The sequence below is a fragment of the Anaeroplasma bactoclasticum genome (assembly GCF_003550015.1).
Classification (GTDB): domain Bacteria; phylum Bacillota_I; class Bacilli_A; order Acholeplasmatales; family Anaeroplasmataceae; genus Anaeroplasma; species Anaeroplasma bactoclasticum.
Map to the genome: position 1 here is coordinate 1 of NZ_QXEV01000036.1, position 17,500 is coordinate 17,500.

Annotated in this window: 15 protein-coding genes and 1 pseudogene; 14 read left to right on the top strand and 2 right to left on the bottom strand. The window is 26.9% G+C overall.

Annotated features, from left to right (window positions below):
- A pseudogene (locus EI71_RS10250) lies at nucleotides 1-309 on the top strand (hypothetical protein); the annotation flags it as partial.
- A gap of 273 nt (nucleotides 310-582) precedes the next feature.
- Complete coding sequence (locus EI71_RS09075) at nucleotides 583-1,407, top strand: hypothetical protein (protein WP_119016924.1); 825 nt, start codon at nucleotides 583-585, stop codon at nucleotides 1,405-1,407.
- A gap of 24 nt (nucleotides 1,408-1,431) precedes the next feature.
- Here the strand turns inward: EI71_RS09075 and EI71_RS09080 are convergent, their stop codons facing one another.
- Nucleotides 1,432-2,703, bottom strand: coding sequence for a helix-turn-helix domain-containing protein (locus EI71_RS09080; RefSeq protein ID WP_119016925.1), 1,272 nt, complete (start codon nucleotides 2,701-2,703; stop codon nucleotides 1,432-1,434).
- Nucleotides 2,704-2,745: 42 nt separating this feature from the next.
- Between EI71_RS09080 and EI71_RS09085 the strand changes: the two genes are divergently transcribed.
- The 12 genes from EI71_RS09085 (at nucleotide 2,746) to EI71_RS09140 (ending at nucleotide 16,915) form a co-directional block, all read left to right on the top strand.
- Nucleotides 2,746-3,117: a DEAD/DEAH box helicase gene (locus EI71_RS09085; RefSeq protein ID WP_281268654.1), complete on the top strand. Its 372-nt coding sequence runs from the start codon at nucleotides 2,746-2,748 to the stop codon at nucleotides 3,115-3,117.
- Nucleotides 3,118-3,169: 52 nt separating this feature from the next.
- On the top strand, nucleotides 3,170-4,561 hold the full coding sequence (locus tag EI71_RS09090) for a Wadjet anti-phage system protein JetA family protein (RefSeq protein ID WP_119016927.1): 1,392 nt from the start codon (nucleotides 3,170-3,172) through the stop codon (nucleotides 4,559-4,561).
- Nucleotides 4,554-5,171 carry a DUF4194 domain-containing protein gene (locus EI71_RS09095; RefSeq protein ID WP_119016928.1) on the top strand — a complete coding sequence of 206 codons (618 nt, stop codon included), beginning with the start codon at nucleotides 4,554-4,556 and terminating at the stop codon, nucleotides 5,169-5,171. Before EI71_RS09090 ends, EI71_RS09095 begins: the two co-directional genes overlap by 8 nt.
- On the top strand, nucleotides 5,155-5,793 hold the full coding sequence (locus EI71_RS09100) for an ATP-binding protein (RefSeq protein WP_211321097.1): 639 nt from the start codon (nucleotides 5,155-5,157) through the stop codon (nucleotides 5,791-5,793). Before EI71_RS09095 ends, EI71_RS09100 begins: the two co-directional genes overlap by 17 nt.
- Nucleotides 5,794-6,632: 839 nt before the next feature.
- Nucleotides 6,633-8,015, top strand: a complete 1,383-nt coding sequence (locus EI71_RS09105; RefSeq protein WP_147387588.1) for an ATP-binding protein — start codon at nucleotides 6,633-6,635, stop codon at nucleotides 8,013-8,015.
- A gap of 37 nt (nucleotides 8,016-8,052) precedes the next feature.
- Entirely contained in the window at nucleotides 8,053-8,649 is a 597-nt protein-coding gene (locus EI71_RS09110) for a DUF4417 domain-containing protein (RefSeq protein WP_162849929.1), read from the top strand.
- A 1-nt stretch (nucleotide 8,650) separates the two neighbouring features.
- Nucleotides 8,651-9,133 (top strand): hypothetical protein, encoded by a 483-nt coding sequence (locus tag EI71_RS09115; RefSeq protein ID WP_119016932.1) that lies wholly within the window; start codon nucleotides 8,651-8,653, stop codon nucleotides 9,131-9,133.
- Between the two features lie 13 nt (nucleotides 9,134-9,146).
- Nucleotides 9,147-9,512 carry a hypothetical protein gene (locus EI71_RS09120; protein WP_119016933.1) on the top strand — a complete coding sequence of 122 codons (366 nt, stop codon included), beginning with the start codon at nucleotides 9,147-9,149 and terminating at the stop codon, nucleotides 9,510-9,512.
- Between the two features lie 1,640 nt (nucleotides 9,513-11,152).
- Nucleotides 11,153-12,574: an AAA family ATPase gene (locus EI71_RS09125; RefSeq protein WP_119016934.1), complete on the top strand. Its 1,422-nt coding sequence runs from the start codon at nucleotides 11,153-11,155 to the stop codon at nucleotides 12,572-12,574.
- Between the two features lie 89 nt (nucleotides 12,575-12,663).
- Nucleotides 12,664-15,285, top strand: a complete 2,622-nt coding sequence (locus tag EI71_RS09130; protein WP_162849926.1) for a TOTE conflict system archaeo-eukaryotic primase domain-containing protein — start codon at nucleotides 12,664-12,666, stop codon at nucleotides 15,283-15,285.
- A 341-nt stretch (nucleotides 15,286-15,626) separates the two neighbouring features.
- Complete coding sequence (locus EI71_RS10255) at nucleotides 15,627-15,827, top strand: hypothetical protein (protein ID WP_162849927.1); 201 nt, start codon at nucleotides 15,627-15,629, stop codon at nucleotides 15,825-15,827.
- Nucleotides 15,824-16,915 carry an ATP-binding protein gene (locus EI71_RS09140; protein WP_119016937.1) on the top strand — a complete coding sequence of 364 codons (1,092 nt, stop codon included), beginning with the start codon at nucleotides 15,824-15,826 and terminating at the stop codon, nucleotides 16,913-16,915. Before EI71_RS10255 ends, EI71_RS09140 begins: the two co-directional genes overlap by 4 nt.
- A gap of 259 nt (nucleotides 16,916-17,174) precedes the next feature.
- On the opposite strand, the gene EI71_RS10260 is transcribed toward EI71_RS09140, so the two are convergent.
- Nucleotides 17,175-17,321: a hypothetical protein gene (locus EI71_RS10260; RefSeq protein WP_162849928.1), complete on the bottom strand. Its 147-nt coding sequence runs from the start codon at nucleotides 17,319-17,321 to the stop codon at nucleotides 17,175-17,177.
- Nucleotides 17,322-17,500 lie beyond the last annotated feature (179 nt).

Sequence of the window (17,500 nt, forward strand, 5' to 3'; positions counted from 1 at the left end):
AACAAGAAAAGATATGCCACCAAAAATAATCACACAGTATCAAATGTAAATCAGATTCATAGTGAACTATCAATTTTGATTTCAAAAAAGCATGGCATATCAACAAGACATCTTCAGGATTATTTAAACTGGCTTCTGTTCTTAAAGAAGATTAAATATAGAGTAAAGGCCGAGGCAAGAGTTTCATTTACTTATATGGAATCAATGAAACAAGTTCATACAATAGCGGTAAGAAATATAACTAAGCTTCCTATGCCTATTGATTTATATCAGGCCTATGGAGCATATCATTATGGAATTTTTTCTTAATTACCAACTTTTTGTTTGAACTTAGCAAATTTTTTTATTGATTAATGCATTAATGGCATTAAAGTCAATTTTAAAATTTTCAAAAAACGCATGGTAAATTGCACCGATTTATCATGCGTTTTTTCTTTATTTCACTTACGTTATAAGACATACAAATTAACGAAATGGAGGAGCTGTGGAAGCCAGTATGAATACCTTTAAAATGTTAAAATATAGGTGTAAGAAATAGTTCTTATACATACTATATTTAGTTAGAAAGGTGAGTGATTTTGTATGGAAAAGAACAATGATTTTATTACAAAAAATGAAGAAGTGATTGAAGGATTAGAATGTGGTAATCCAGCATTATTCTTCTATATGACAAGGTTTCAGCAACTTACTGTAATTTTGCTTGCAATGGCATTAAAAAAATCGAAAGGAGTGTATAACGAAGGTGATGACATTAAGATTATATGTTCATATACTAGAGTGCGTAAGATTATAGCAAATAATAATGGCTTTGATACCTCTAGAAAGAAAATGTTTTATGATGGACTTGATGAATTTAAGACTAAAACTTTTCTTGATGTATTAATTCTAAAAGATTATAGATATAATCCTGATATTAGTACTTTAGAGTTTGTTATAACAAGTGAAGCATATAATAAGATATTTTCTCATATTATAAAGTATGATTATGACATGCTTATATCATTTTTAAATATGACACAAAAGTATGCTGGTATGATTTTGTATATGTTATTAAATACAGATCCATCAAAAAGTATAGTGATACATAGTCATAAACTATCAGAATATATCAAATATAAAGATAATTTAGCTAGTTATACTAAATTGGTAGATTTAACTAAACGTGTTATTAATCCTATGATGGAAGAAATTAATAATAAGACTTGCTTCAATATATATTTAAACTATTTAGATGATACAAGAGGCAGTTATTTAGAATTTACTCTTAGAAAAAAAGTTTATTCAAATGGTGAAGAAATGCCAATACCTTTAAAAGATGAAGTTAAACTATTCTTTAATTCTTTAAATATATGTAAGAAGAAAAAGGTTGATGATAAAATAACAAATATAATTGATTTTAAATTATAAAAAAGTGACCGTAGTAATCAAAAACTACGGTCTTTTTGGCTCTTGAAGCTTTTCTATTATACTTATTAATTTATCATCTGTTAATGATATTTGATTCTTATATCTATCATAATGATAGAACTCTTTAAAACATATTTTTGTATATTTTCTAGTTAAATCATCTTTGTATTCATTTTTAACTGCTTTTTTTATTTCAGTATTTAACCATTCGATATCTTTTGTATTTAGTTTTACATTTGGATAGTTAAATGATTCAAATAAGAAATCATCATTTATTTTAAATCCGGTTGATGTTATGGCCAATAAAACTTCAAGACGTTCATAATCTTGAATGAATGATGGCTCTGGAGATAAGAACTGGATAGCTGTTCTTAGCTTTCCACTAGAATCTCTAGTTTTAAATGCGGAAAGATCAGGACAGCTTTTAGTAACATTGTCATAGGATAAATCATAATTTAGGTTTAGTGAAGCTTGTTCGTTAGTTATTAATTTATTTATGTTTACATCATTAAATAATGCACATATCCATTTAACATAATCATACTTTAATATTTCTCGTCCAGATTCAATGTTTTTAATTGTTGATTTATCAAGTTTAAATATGTTGCCAAACTGAGCTAATGTTAAATTATTATTTGTTCTAATGTTTTGTAAATAATTACCAATATTATTAGATGTATTATTGATATCTGATTTTTGAATACTAAAAGAAGCATTATGTATATCGTATGATATCTTATATTTAGTTAATGGAGCGTTAGATACTGATTGGTAAAACTTATATTTAAATTTTAAACCTTTTTGATTTAATGTTTTTTCAATAACTTTTTTTATATTGTCATTAGCTACTGTAAGTTTTTCATCTAGATTAATAAATTTACTTTTACGTCTAATAGAAGAAGGAATATAAACTCTATTGTTAAATAAGAATTCATAAGCTATTAATATCTTATATTTTTCAAATTCTTCATTATGTTTTTTAGATAAATGATATAAAGTAGTGTTTAAATAATTAGTTAAATCTATTATGGCTTGTTCTCTACCACAATAAGCACCATAATTAAAATTATCAAAGTCAGGAAGTGGAATATTATAAAAATCACATATTTTATCCAATGTTGATAGAGCGCTATGACTCATAGTTATTGCGTTTTTTAAAGTTGATTCAGATATATTCAATTCTGAACTCATTTTTTTAAATGTGATTTTTTCATTTCGCATAAAGTAAGAAATGTTAGTTGACATAACATTAGTTTTTACATAATTTACGACACTATTAAAATCAAACTTATTCATAATATTTTACCTCCTTTTTTTGAATATCCTTATAAGCATCAGATAATGGCCCTTGAGAATTTCTATAGGGGTAAAGATCTATTAGTATCTACTGGTACAGGTTCTGGTAAAACTGAATGTTTTTTATGGCCAATGATTTCAAGTATAGTTAATGAATCAAAAAAAGAGTCATGGAATACTAGAGGTGTTAGAGCTGTTATTCTATATCCTATGAATGCTCTAGTATCTGACCAGGAATCAAGATTAAGAAGAATGATTGGCGATTATGATGATAAGTTCTATAAAACTTTCGAGGAAATATCAAACGGCAAAAGAAGACCTCAATTTGGCATGTATACAGGTAGAACTAAATACTCTGGAGATAAGTCTAAGGCCGAAGATAATTCATTAGCCAATACACTAGAAAGTGCATGATCAATGTTATATAATTATAACGGTATAAAAGAAGTATAAAGGAGGTGTCTATATGGCATCACTATATGATATTACTGGTGAGAAGTTCTTTACTCCACTTGCTAGTAAAAATAGAAAAATATATATAGACACTATTTTGTTTTTACATAAAGTAATCAATGAATTATTTGAAACACAAGATAATGATAAAGCAAGAATTGTTGATATATTAACAGAACATTTAAATGATATGGTTTCAATTCAAATATATTCAGATGATACTGGTGAGGAAATAGATAACGATGATGATAATAATGTTAAAGCTGCTTTATTAATAAATAAATTAGAAGACTATGGTTGGCTATCTGAAGAATCTATTGGTAATGGTAAAAAAGCGTTAGATTTTAATAGCCACAGTTATAGTTTCATAGCTTTAATAGAAGAATTAATGGAAAATCGTAAGCCTCAATATACAAGTTATATAAAAACGATAAATAATATCATCTATAAGTTTGACTATACGACAATAGATGATTTAGAAATTGTTGATAATGCATTAATTGATTTTATTGTAGCTTTAAGAGGTTTAAGATCTAATATTCAAAGATACTATAAGAATATTACTAAAAATAAAGATTCTATGGATTTAGAAACATTGTTAGATGAATTCACTGGTGAATATAAGGAGTATTTTTTTGATTCTTCTTATTTAAATTTAAAGATAAGAGATAATGTCGATGCTGAAATACCTAAGATTGAAGAACAACTTGAAAGAGTGTTTGATGATTTCTTGAGTGTTGAAAAATTAGTGTCAGCCAAAATGAAAGAAAAAGGTTTTGAAGATTATTCTGTCGCATCTTTAGCTATTAGAGATATTCAAAAAAGAATTATGTCTAATATAAAAACTATTCCTTCAATTATTGAAATGATTGATAGTAAGAATGAAAAATATGTTACTAGAACTGTCAGCGTAATTATTCACTTAATTACTAGAGGTGAAGATATTGAAGGTATTTTGCATAGATTGATTGATTATGTAAAAGTTAATGATATAGATGATAATTTTATATCATTATTTGAAATGAAACATTATACATTCAATGCTTTGTCAAAGCCTAGAAAGATTAATCCTAAACCCAAACCAGAACCTATAGAAATGACATTTGATATTTCAGAAGAAGTAAAACAAAAGACTCTAGATATATTAAAAGAAGATAGGAAATACAATATTCATGCGGTTAATGATTTTGTATTTGAATTTATTAAAGGTTATAAAGAAAGAAGAATTTCGGAATTAGATATTAATTCTAAATATGAGTTTATTATGATGATTTCAATAATGATTTATTCTAAATTGCCTAATGCATTATATGAATTAGATTTGTTAGATGAAAGAGTAATTAAAAATGGCATTTCTTTTAATGATTTTATTTTAAAAGAAAAAGGAGGTATTCAAAATGATTAATAGTGATAGTACTAGATTTAATAGTCTATATTGTAATTTATCTGAAAATGAAAGAAGTCTATTTAAAGATATTACAATAAAAATGTTAAAAGTAAATTTCCTTTTAAGAACAACTGATAATGATAAGTACATGTTTATAATTAATCATAAAGAATTATTAACTCTTTTCTTTGAGTATATGAATTTTGATTTTATAATTCGAGAAGATAAAGAATTGGCATATATAAAATCCAATGATGATTCTTTGATCAATAGAATAAATAAAAATGAGACATTATGTTTATTAGTATTAAGACTTTTATATCAAGAAAGAATAGATGAAGTAAGCTTATCTGATGAGATTGAAGTAACTATTAAAGAATTACAGGATAAGTTATTTTCTGTTGGATTTGAAAATCAAGTTAATGATAGAGTCAAAAGAAGTGCACTGTATGAGATGCTAAAGACTTTTAGACAACATAATATTATATATTATTCTGGAGATTTAGCATTAGATAATACAGTGATTGTCATTTATCCATCTATAGAGGTTGCTATGGATTTTAGGCAAATGGATGAAATAGTGACAAGATTAGAATCACTAAAAGGTGGTGATGATTCAGATGATTAAACTAACTAAAATTGTATTAATTAATTGGATGTATTTTCAAAAAGCAACATTACCACTTGAAGGAAATGCTGTAATCGTTGGTGTTAATGGTACAGGTAAATCTACAATAATTGATGCCATTCAAATGCTTTTATTAGGTAATAAGGCTTCAAAGTTTAATGCAAATGCTAATGCTGAAAAAAGAAATCTTGAATCATATGTTCGTGGCGCCGTTAATACTGAAGAAAAAGAGTTTTTAAGACCAAATGATGTAATAACATATTTGGCATTGGAAATAGAGTTAAATGGTGAAAAACATATATTTGGTATAAATATTAATTATAAACATGAAAGGTCAGATTTAAGTGATCCAAAATATTTCTACATTAATGGAATTGAGTTGAATGCCGATATGTTTATAAAAGATAAGTTTACTAAGACATATGATGATTTATCTAAAGAATATAGAATAGTCCATTATCCTACTTTGACATCATATCAATCAAAACTAAAGGAGGTTTTAGGATTAAAAGATAAAAGATATTTTACAATTTTATCAAGAGCTGTTGGTATTAAAAACATTAACAACTGCAATGATTTTATGAATGAATTTGTTCTTGATGATAAAACAATATCTAACTGATGAAGAATGGAAGAACATTTTGTATTCATTTGGTGATGATAAAGAAATACATTATATAACAGTTAGAAAAATGTGCGATGAACTAATAAACTCAGTCAATGAATTTTATTCTTTCAGACGCTAGAAATTCCATATAAAATGGTGTAAAATAATTATGTCGTAACTAACAAGTAACTAACAAGATATCGAAAAAACCGCGTAGTTAAGCCGAATTTTAACACTGTCCGTATCTCTAAGCGTTAATTGTTTGATTATTATAATTGCAAAGAAAAAGATATTAAGCAGGACTTCTCACCCTGCTTTTTATTTTGCTAAAAATGGCTTAGTTAAGCCATTTTTTGAATATTAAGGTATGGAAAACAGTATAAAAATTCATAAATATTAGTAAAAATCAAAGCTCGTTAAAAAACGTTAAAAACTGCCAAAAATCGTTAAAAATACGTATGTAGGTGTCCGGAAGGTGTCCGGAGTTTGGCACCTTTTTTTCATAAAATTTGGCTTAGTTAAGCCATTTTTTGACATTTTTAGGCCAATCCTGAAAATGAACTTAAAAAATTGTTGATTTTCGCACTTCGGTCTAGAAAAAGCTCGATGAGCAAAAAAGAAAAGTATCCATTGTTTATTATAATTGCAAAGAAAAAGATATTAAGCTGGATTTCTCACCCTACTTTTTAATTTTATAAAATACAGTGACATTTACAGTGACGTTTACAGTGACATATAATATAATTGATATTAATAATTGACTTTAAAGATTCTTTGTATCAAAATCTTATTACAAATTTGACATTATATATACTCTAGAGTATAATACTTATGAGTATAAAGAGGTGGTTTATGTGTTCTACGGTAGAAAGCAGGAATTAAAAACATTAGAAAAAGAATACTTAAAGAAAAATTCATTATGTTCTATATATGGGGCAAGAAGAATAGGAAAAACATCATTAATAAATGAGTTTATAAAAGACAAAAAGAGTATAATGTTTCAAGCAAAAGAAGTATCAGATAATGATAATTTAAAATCATTTTCAGCCAAAATATTAGAAAGCTTTGATAGAAGTGACGAATATACATATTCTTCTTGGGAAAAAGCATTTGATTCTGCTATTTCCTTTTTTAAAAATGAAAAGGGAATAATTGTAATTGATGAATATCCTTATTTGGTAAAGGCAAATCCAGGAATTACATCGATATTGCAAGATATAATTGATAATAAAATCACTAAAAGCAATATAATGGTAATTTTATCTGGTTCAAATGTTTCTTTTATGGAAAAAGAATTAAATGATAAGCAATCACCACTATATAAAAGAATTACATTAAGAATGATAATAAACAAAATGTCTTTTGATGAAGCGATACTATTCTTAAATGATTATTCTAATGAAGATAAAACCAAATTTTTATGCATGTTTGGAGAGTATCCATATTACTTATCAAAAATCAACAATAAGTTGTCATTTGAAGATAATATTAAAGAATTATTGTTCAATGAAAATTCTATTTTATTGAAAGTCCCAGAATTAGTATTATCAAATTCATCTCGTGAACAGGGCTTTTATAATTCTATTTTAATGGCATTAGCAGGGAAGAAAAAAGGTTTAACAGAGATAAGTAATATAATGAATGAGGAAGTCACTAAGGTTAATAAATATATTAAAACATTAACTGAAGCTGAGATTATTATCAAAAGGGAAACATATAATTCAAAAAGACAAACAAATTATTATATTCTAGATCCAGTATTAAGATTTTATTATAAGTTTTTATTAAATAATATTGAAAAAATAGAAGCAGGATATGGGCAAATGTTATATGAAAGATTAAAAGCAGATATTGATAAATTTATTTCATATTCATTTGAAGATGTTGCCATTTCTTATATTGAATTTTTAGGGAAAAATGGAAAACTTGGTGGTATTTATTATCCAATTCAAAATTTAATAATTGACAAATCAGAATTAGGTAGATCAATTGAAATTGATGGTATAGCTAGAGATGGTGATTCACTGCTAGTCATTGAATGCAAATTCACGAATGAAAAAAGAAGTATTAGAGATTACGAAAAAATGGTGGAAAATACATCAATTAAGATGTTTGAAGGAATAAAAAAATTTAATTATTATATAGTTTCAAAAACAGGCTTTGATAAGACATTAACTGATTTAAAGAAAGATAATTTGCATTTGATATCCATTGATGAAATGATGTCTATACAATAAAGAATTTGAATTATGTAATTTACTATTAAAAAAGCCAATTGGATTATATGACTTTCCTGTTATTAATCCTACTTATGATATACCTAATAGATTAATATCTTTTTCTAGATGTATATCTTGCAAAGATTATGATCAATGGGTGCATTTTTATGAGGATGATTTTCTTTTCGAAAGAATATGGAGAAATCCGATAAAGTATTTAGAAATATTAAAAAAATTTAATGGTGTGATATTACCTGATTTTAGTTTGTATCGTGATATGCCATTTGTAATGCAGTTATGGAATATCTATCGTTCTAGAGCGATAGGGCATTGGCTACAAGTTAATGGCATTAAAGTTATTCCTAACATACGCTATGGCGATAGAAGAACATATAAGTGTTGTTGTGACGGAATATCTAAGAATTGTGTTATATCTGTTGGTTCACATGGTACTATTAAAAATGTTGAAGATAGAATTATTTTTGCAAATGGGCTTGATGTTGTTGTAAAAAGATTACATCCTATTGCAATAGTTGTATATGGCGCATGTCCTGATGCTATATTTGATAAATATAAGCAACAAAGTGTTCAAATTATTCATTTTGAACCTGACTATTATTATCAGCTTTCATTAGAAATGGAGGTTGATTAATATGGGCGCAGGATATCATGGGGGATTTGGGACAACTAATGGTTTTCGAATGGCGTATAAAATTGGTTTTCTATCAAATGGTTATAAAGAGTATACTCGAAATGAAATCTTTGGTTATTTAAAAGGAGTTACAACTATATCAACAAAAATAACAACCGAAATAGAAGAAGGTAATATTGGAATAAATGTTATTGGTGACGAACTATTTAATAGATATTTTACTGGTGGATATAAGTGTGCAGGAATACAGGTTGGTAACCAAATATATATTAAAAGAAGTGCGACAGATTTTTATAGTACAATTGTTCATGAAGGAAATCATGCGCTAGAATATATAAATCACATTCCTCAAAAGGATATATCATCAAAGTCAGGAGAAAAAAGAGCATTTCTTGCGGAACAAAATTTTCAAAAAGCAAAGAAAATAAGAATTCAATTTAAGTCTGAAAAAGAAATTGAAGATTTTATAGATAAGAATTATTAAAATGAGGTATAATATGAAAATAATAGAAATGATGAATAATTATGTATGTAATAATTCAAATGAGTTGATGCATGAATTACAATGTAATGATGAAAAGATGTTAATGGTTATTTGTACTAATTTATTATCCTGGTTAAGTTCTGATTATAAGAAATTAAAAGATAATAAATATAAATATCATAAACCCATGACTTTGAAACTTGAATATGATTGGGCTAATAAATTAATTGAATTTGTAGCAAATAATAAAGAATTATCTAGCTTGTTTGTTATTAATGATAATAGTTTAGATTTTAATCCAAAATTATCAAAAGATAATAAGATTAAAATAATTGAATTTGTTGGTAATAATTATGTCCCATTTATAACAAGGTATTAGAATAAACATTAGTTGTGATGTAGAATTTATGAGTCAATTATAGTATTTTATTTAAACATATGATATGGGATAGGTCATAAAACATATTGATGATATTTGTGAATTGCGGTCTAAAAAAAGCCCTATTATGTACAAAAACATAAGAAAAAAGACCTTTTTCAGTGTCCGGAATGTGTCCGAGCTTCATTAAAAATGGCTTGGTTAAGCCGTTTTTGTCAATTGATGTGTTTTCTAAGCGTTAATTGTTTGATTATTATAATTGCAAAGAAAAACGAAAAAGTCTCAAAATTTCTCGGTTTGAGGCTTTTTTATTGCAATAAGAGTTATTAAAATTTACGCTGTAGCCAACATACAGCCAACAAATAGGAAACAATGAAATGGATGACTTAGTATCAAATTAGTCATCCTTTCTTTTTCTTTGTAAGCTATGGTTTACCTACTGCGAAGCATGATTTTGGACTCCAAAATCGATGAAAGTAGAAAAAAATAAAAAAATTTTTTGAGACTTTTTTTCGTGAGTGGGCCACTTTGGGACAAAGAAACTTTTGATATTGTCTTGGAATATACGATAGACAAGGCTTTTGAGAACAAAAAGAGAATTAAGAGCTTAAAAGCATACATCATAAATGCTTTTAAGAAAAATATGAAAATATATAATTTGAATCATGAAAGGGATTAAATATTATGGTAAAAAAAACAGCAAAATTGTGTTGAAAACAATACCATAAAATGCTAATATCAAAGAGCCGTGCAAGCACGGAACATTTGAATAGGAGATAATAAGCGATGTTTTTAAAACGTTCGGAGGAAACGATGAACGATTAGTATGAGGAGGTGCTCCAATGGAGTATCTGATTATCCTTGTGATTATGTTATACATAATTTACAAGGACAATCGCGGTGGCACTTCTAAGAAGTAGTCTCTGATCCACATACATCGTTTATTGTTTCTACAAATGAGAAAAAGGAACTGCTACCAACAGTTCCTTTTTTGTTTAATGTATCCACATACATCGTTACACTTATATTATAGCAAAAACTATTAATTTGTAAATGGGTGAAATAAAATCTGTTTATTCAACACTCTTTTTTCATATTAAAAAGTTTTATTGAAATTGTATATTATAAAAGAAAAGGGATGTAGGTCGTTAATGACGACAATAATTCCTATTATAATTATTAATAGCTGATTTTTAGATTAGATACAGTGTATTCAGATAATAGGAAATATAATTCGGTTTTAGCACTTGTTTCACCAAAAAAAGAATTATAGTAATAAGTTGTATCAATAACTAATTCATAAAAACTAATAATTAAATAAGCCCTATTATGTACAAAAATGTATGAAAAGTGCCTTTTTTGGTGTCCGGAAGGTGTCCGGAGATTTTAAAAAATGGCTTAGTTAAGCCGTTTTTATGATTAGTATACTTTTCTAAGCGTTAATTGTTTGATTATTATAATTGCAAAGAAAATATGGAAAGCAGGACTTCTCACCCTGCTTTTTATTTTGCTTATAATATGCTTAAACTAGTATAACTAAGATATAAAATGGTGTTATAGACTGTCCAAAAATTAGAGAAAAATCAAAAAATGGACAGCCTATAATTGATTTTGTGCCTTGAAAATGATAATATTATGGTATGAAGAATGTAAATTTTATTGGCCGACAAGAAGAATTTAAGAAACTTGAAAAATGCTATAATGAAAAGCAATCTCAATTAGTTATAGTTAGTGGTAGAAGAAGAGTTGGTAAGACTTTTCTCGTTAATGAAGTATTTGAAGGAGACTTCGTGTTTAAATTAACTGGTGCTAGAGATTTAAGTGTAAAAGATCAGCTTCTTAATTTTTCTAATGAATTAAAACGTAGAACGGGTAAAAAACAATCACCAAAGAGTTGGAATGATGCTTTTGAGTTATTAAGAGTTTATTTAGATTCTTTTGATAACGCAAGAAGATTAGTGGTTTTCTTTGATGAAATGCCTTGGTTAGATACAAAAAAGAGTAAGTTTTTAGAAAACTTTGAGTATTTTTGGAATGACTATGGTTCAGCTAAGAAAAATTTAATGTTTATAGTATGTGGCTCTGCAGCAAGTTGGTTGCAGGATAAAATAATGAATAACAAAGGTGGTTTATTTGATAGACACTCTGCATTTATAACATTAAAACCATTTACCTTAAAAGAAACGGAAAAATATTTAGAAAGTAAAAATATAATATGGACAAGAGAAGATATTGTTAGATTATATATGATACTTGGAGGAATACCTTATTATTTAAATTACTTGGATTGTGAATTGACATTAAGTGAAAACATAGATAGTATGTTTTTCGCAAGTGATGCAACTTTGAAAAATGAATTTGAATTATTATATTCTACATTATTTGAAAATAAGGAGGCTATCCTAAAGATAGTAGAAACATTATCTAAAAATAGGTATGGCATGTCTAGAAAAGATATTTCAAATGTAAGTAAGATTCAATATAATGGTGCTTTAACTAATATGTTAAAATCATTAGAAGTATCTGGATTTATTGAGTCTTTTGTAAGATATGGTGACAAGAAAGAAACATGTTACAGGTTATGCGATTATTATTCGATTTTTTATTTGAAGTTCATCAAAGATTCCAAAAATAATGATCATCATTTTTGGTCAAATTCGTATGCAAATCAAGCTAGAAAGAATTATGAGGCCCTTGGCTTTGAACTTATTTGTTTAAATCAGATAGATAAGATAAAATCGGCATTATCGATTGGTGGCGTATTGAGCAATAATTATCCTTGGCTAAAGCAAGGAACTAATGATGATGATGGAGCACAAATAGACTTGGTTATTGAAAGAAAGGATCATGTTACTTCAATTTGTGAAATAAAGTTTTATGATGACTCTTTTGAAATTGATAAAGAATATGCACAAAAATTAAGAAAGAAGATTGATGTTTTTATTAGAACAACGAATTGCAAAAACAGTATTCAGTTAATTTTGATTTCTTCATATGGTTTAAAAAAGAATATGTATAGCAATATGATCAATAAAGTCGTTTGTATTGATGATTTGTTTTAAATTTCAATTATAATATGTCCAACTTTTAATTATTTTAGTAATTTTGGACAATGTATTTTTGCAAAATTATGAGGTGCAAGGAGACTAATATGACAATAGAAGAATTACTTGCTGAAAATAAAAAATTGAAAGAAGAAAATAATCGATTAAAAGAACTATTAAGAAAAAATAATATTGATTATACTAATGAAAATGAAAAGATATTAACAACTGATGATAAGATAAAAATATACTTATCTTATTTCAAAGGTAGAAATGATGTATATGCCGAAAAGTACATAAAAGATGGTAAAAAAGCATATGCCAAAGTATGTAATAATAGATTTAATCGCGATTTATGTGATGTGTCTAAATACAAACATTGTATTAATTGCCCTAACGAAAATAGAAAAGATTTTGGCGCTGAAGAAGTACACAATCATTTAATTGGGGAAAAAGCATATGCAATTTATCCTATAATTAATAATAGTTGTTATTTTCTTGCTATTGATTTTGATGATAAAGAATTTAAAGATTGTGCCTTAGCATATAAAAAAGAATGCGATAAACATAATATTGATTCAATAATTGAATTGTCACAATCAGGTGAAGGTGCTCATGTATGGGTATTTTTTAATAGTTTGATATCGTGCAAAAAAGCTAGAAGATTAGGTGATTATTTATTGACTTGTGCGATGCAAAATAATAAAAATATATCATTTAAATCATATGATAGATTCTTTCCGTCTCAAGACGTCGTTGATAAAGACGGTATTGGAAGTTGCATAGCATTACCTTTACAAGGTAATTGTGCTAGAAATAAAACTTCAGTTTTTGTTGATGAGAATTTTTTAATGTATGGTAATCAAATAAGTGTTTTATCTTCTATTAAAAAAACTAATGAATTGGACATTGACTTAATTCTGAAAAATTATGCTGATAATGTTGATGTAGAAATAAGTAATAAGTCATTCAAAAAGTTAAATCTAATGATATCCGATTTTCCACTAATATTTAAGATGATATTAAAAGATGATATTTATTTTTCAAAAGAAGGTCTTTCATCTAAAGCAATATCTGTTCTTAAACGATTGGCTATTATTCATAATCCTGAGTTTTATGAAAAGCAAGCTAAAAGAATATCAACATATAAAATCGAAAGAATAATAGAATTATTTAAAGAAAACATTGATTATATAAGTTTACCTAGAGGATGCTTTAATGATTTGGTTGAACTTTTAGAATATGTTGGTATTGTTTATGAAGTTGAAGATAGACGAAATGTATTAAAAGAAATTAATGTTGAGTATAATGCTATTTTAAGAGAAACACAAAGGAATGCTGTTGATACATTATTGAAATACGATAATGGATTATTAATTGCTCCTACTGGTAGCGGAAAAACAATAATGGGAATGGAAGTAATTTCTAGACTTAAGAAGCCAACTTTAATCTTGGTAGAAAAAGTAAAGCTTTTAGAACAATGGAAAGAAAGAATTAATCAATTTTTAAAGATTTATTGCAACAAAGAAGTTATTGAACCAGGTATATATTATGGTGCTAAAAAGAAATTAACCGGAATAATCGATGTTGCATCTATTAAATCTATTAAAGACGAAGATGACTTATATGATAAATATGAGATTATAATAGGTGATGAAATTCATCATATTGCAAGTAAAACATATGAGGAGATAATTAGGAAATTCCAAGCTAAGCATATTTATGGTTTTACTGCAACACCTAAGAGATCAGATAATTTAGAAAAGATTATATATAAGATTATTTCTCCAATAAGAGCTACATTAGAAGAGAATAATGGAACATTTGAAAAGGTATTGAAACCTAGATTCACAAAATTCAAGAATAAAGATAGGTATGATTTGATGAACTATGCTGATTTATTAAATGAATTATATAAGGATTCCAACCGTAATCAACAAATCGTTGAAGACATAGTTGAGGAGTATAAGAAGAATAAGTGCATTTTAGTACTAACAGAAAGAATAGAACATATAAGCATACTTAAGGATTTATTATCTCATGATTGTGATAATATTTACACTATAAGCGGTTCGGATGGTGCTAAAGCAAGACGCCAATTTAATGAATCAATTCATAGTCTTGAAAATAAATATATAATTATAAGTACAGGCTCTTTTTTAGGAGAAGGCTTTGATTTAGGGTCTTTAAATACATTATTTATTACGATGCCATTTAAATTTAGTGGAAAACTACAGCAACATACGGGAAGAATTCATAGAGAATACGAAGGTAAAAATCAAGTTATTGTATATGATTATGTTGATATTAAAATTGGCAAATTGTCTCACCAATTTCAAATTAGATTAAACCAATATAAAAAAGAAAATTATAATGTAATTGATGAGAATGATGAGCCAGAGTTACTTTATGATTATTCTAATTATATTAATCAGTTGTATGAAGATATTTCTAATGCAAGTAATGTTAAATTATTATTTAATTATCATAAAAAAGAGAAATTGAATAAGTTGTTAGAATTAAATGATAGTATTGAGATTATTACAGATGAAGAAGTTGATTCTAATGTAAAAAAAATAAACGAACATTCACCTATAAATGCTATCATAATCGATGATAGAATTATATGGTATGGCAGCATTAATCCATTTGCTTATTCAAAAAAAGATGATACAATCATTAGAATTGTTGATGAAGAATACGCAAAGGATATAATAAAATTTAGGTAGGTACTTAAAATTAATGAGTTAAATCATTTTCATTTGTAACAAATTTTAAACAATACAATAAAAATGGCTTAGTTAAGCCACAAAACATATTGATGATATTTGTGAATTGTGGTCTAGAAAAAACCCTATTATGTAAAAAAATGTATGAAAAAGTGCCTTTTTTGGTGTCCGGGAGGTGTCCGGAGAAATGAAAAAATAGCTTGGTTAAGCCGTTTTTTCCAATTGATGACTTATGTAAGCATTAATATTTATTTTAATCCAAACTTGCGGTTTATTTTAATCCAAACTTGCGGTTTTGTAAATTGCGATGTATAATAAATATAGAGAGTAGGTCGTAGTTTATGAAAGAATATATTGATAGATTATTTGATAAAGAATTAGATTTCTATTTAAAAACCACTGGAGCTGTATTAGTGGTAGGACCAAAATGGTGCGGAAAATCAACAACATGCAAGCGACATGCTAAAACTATGATTTACTTAAAACTTCAACAAGGGAACAATATATTTCTTTGGCTAAAACAACCCCTGAATCTTTTTTGAACTTAGGAGAAAAGCCTGAATTAATTGATGAGTGGCAAATTGTTTCTTTTATATGGAACCCTTTAAAAGAGCAAGTGGATACTAATGGTGATTTTGGCCAATATATATTAACAGGTAGCGTAACTGATAAGACTGTTGATGAAGATAAAACTGGTAGTGCGAAAGAGAAACATACTGGAACTGGTAGAATAATAAAAAAAATAATGAGGACACTATCTTTGTATGAAAGTGGAGATAGTAATGGCAAAGTATCATTATCTGATTTAAAAAATGGTATATTTAAACCAGCAACATCAGATAAGAACATTAACGATTATGCTTTTTATATTTGTAGAGGTGGTTGGCCACTTGCAATTAATGTTGAAAAAGATGTCGCATTACAACAAGCTAAGAACTATTATAGTGGTTTAGTTAGTGAGGATGTTTTTTCGATTAAAGATTTACCATTAAGAAGAGATGAGCAACGTGCTAGAAAGCTACTTCGCTCATATTCTAGATGTATATCATCTGAAGCTTCAAATGAATCAATAAAGGCAGATTTAAGTCAAAATGGTGACTCAATTGATAAAGACACATTTGTTAAATATATGTTAGTTCTTCAAAGATTATATGTAGTAGAAGAATTAGAGGCATGGAATCCTAATTTAAGAAGTAAAACTGCAATCAGAGAGAAGAATACTCGTCATTTTGTTGATCCTTCAATCGCAACAGCTGCACTTGGTGTAGGTCCCTCTGGTCTTTTCTCTGATATGAAAACTTTTGGATTGTTATTTGAATCTCTTGTTGTAAGGGATTTGAGAATATATTGTGATACATTAAATGCGAAGGTATACCATTACCGTGATAAATTAGAAAGAGAAGCTGATGCTGTAATTCAATTTGAAGATGGTGACTGGGCCTTAATTGAAGTTAAACTGGGTGATGATGAAGATGTTAATATGGCTGCTCAAAAATTAATCGAGCTAGCAAGTGATATTAATATAGAAGATAAACCTCCAGTATTTTTAATGGTTATTACTAAAGGTTCATTAGCATATAAAAGAGAAGATGGGGTGTATGTTGTTCCGCTTGCATGTTTAAAGAATTAAATACTGTTGTTAGTCTTTATAAAATGGTAATTTGAATAATATTGAAAAGGGAACTGCAGCAACAGTGTATTTTTCCTTAGTAATCATCTCACACATCGTAAATTGTCTCACTAATTTAAAAATAGGTTAAACTAATATAAAAAAGAAAAATTGAATAAGTTGTAATTATGAGAATTATTGATGAAGAATATGCTAAAGAGATGATGTATTTATCATTAAGTAGATATATATAGTTTTCTTGTTGAATAATGTGTTTTTATTATAGTAACTCAGCTAAGAATTTTCTTCTTATAAACGTTAGAAATTCCTTATAAAATGATGTACCTTGATCATAATCCTCTGAACATTTATCTAAATCAAATAAATCAGGATTAACTCCAAGGTGTTTAATGGAATCAAATTCCATAAAAAATATCCTCCTCTTAAATTAATGACTAGACATCAATATTATAAGGGGAGGATTCTTTTTATATATTAATATTTTTACTACAAATTGTTTATAGGTATGTACTACTTGAAATTTAGAATTAATTTTACTACTTTCGTTTATAGGTAGTATAGCTACTATTCGAAATTTAGATTATC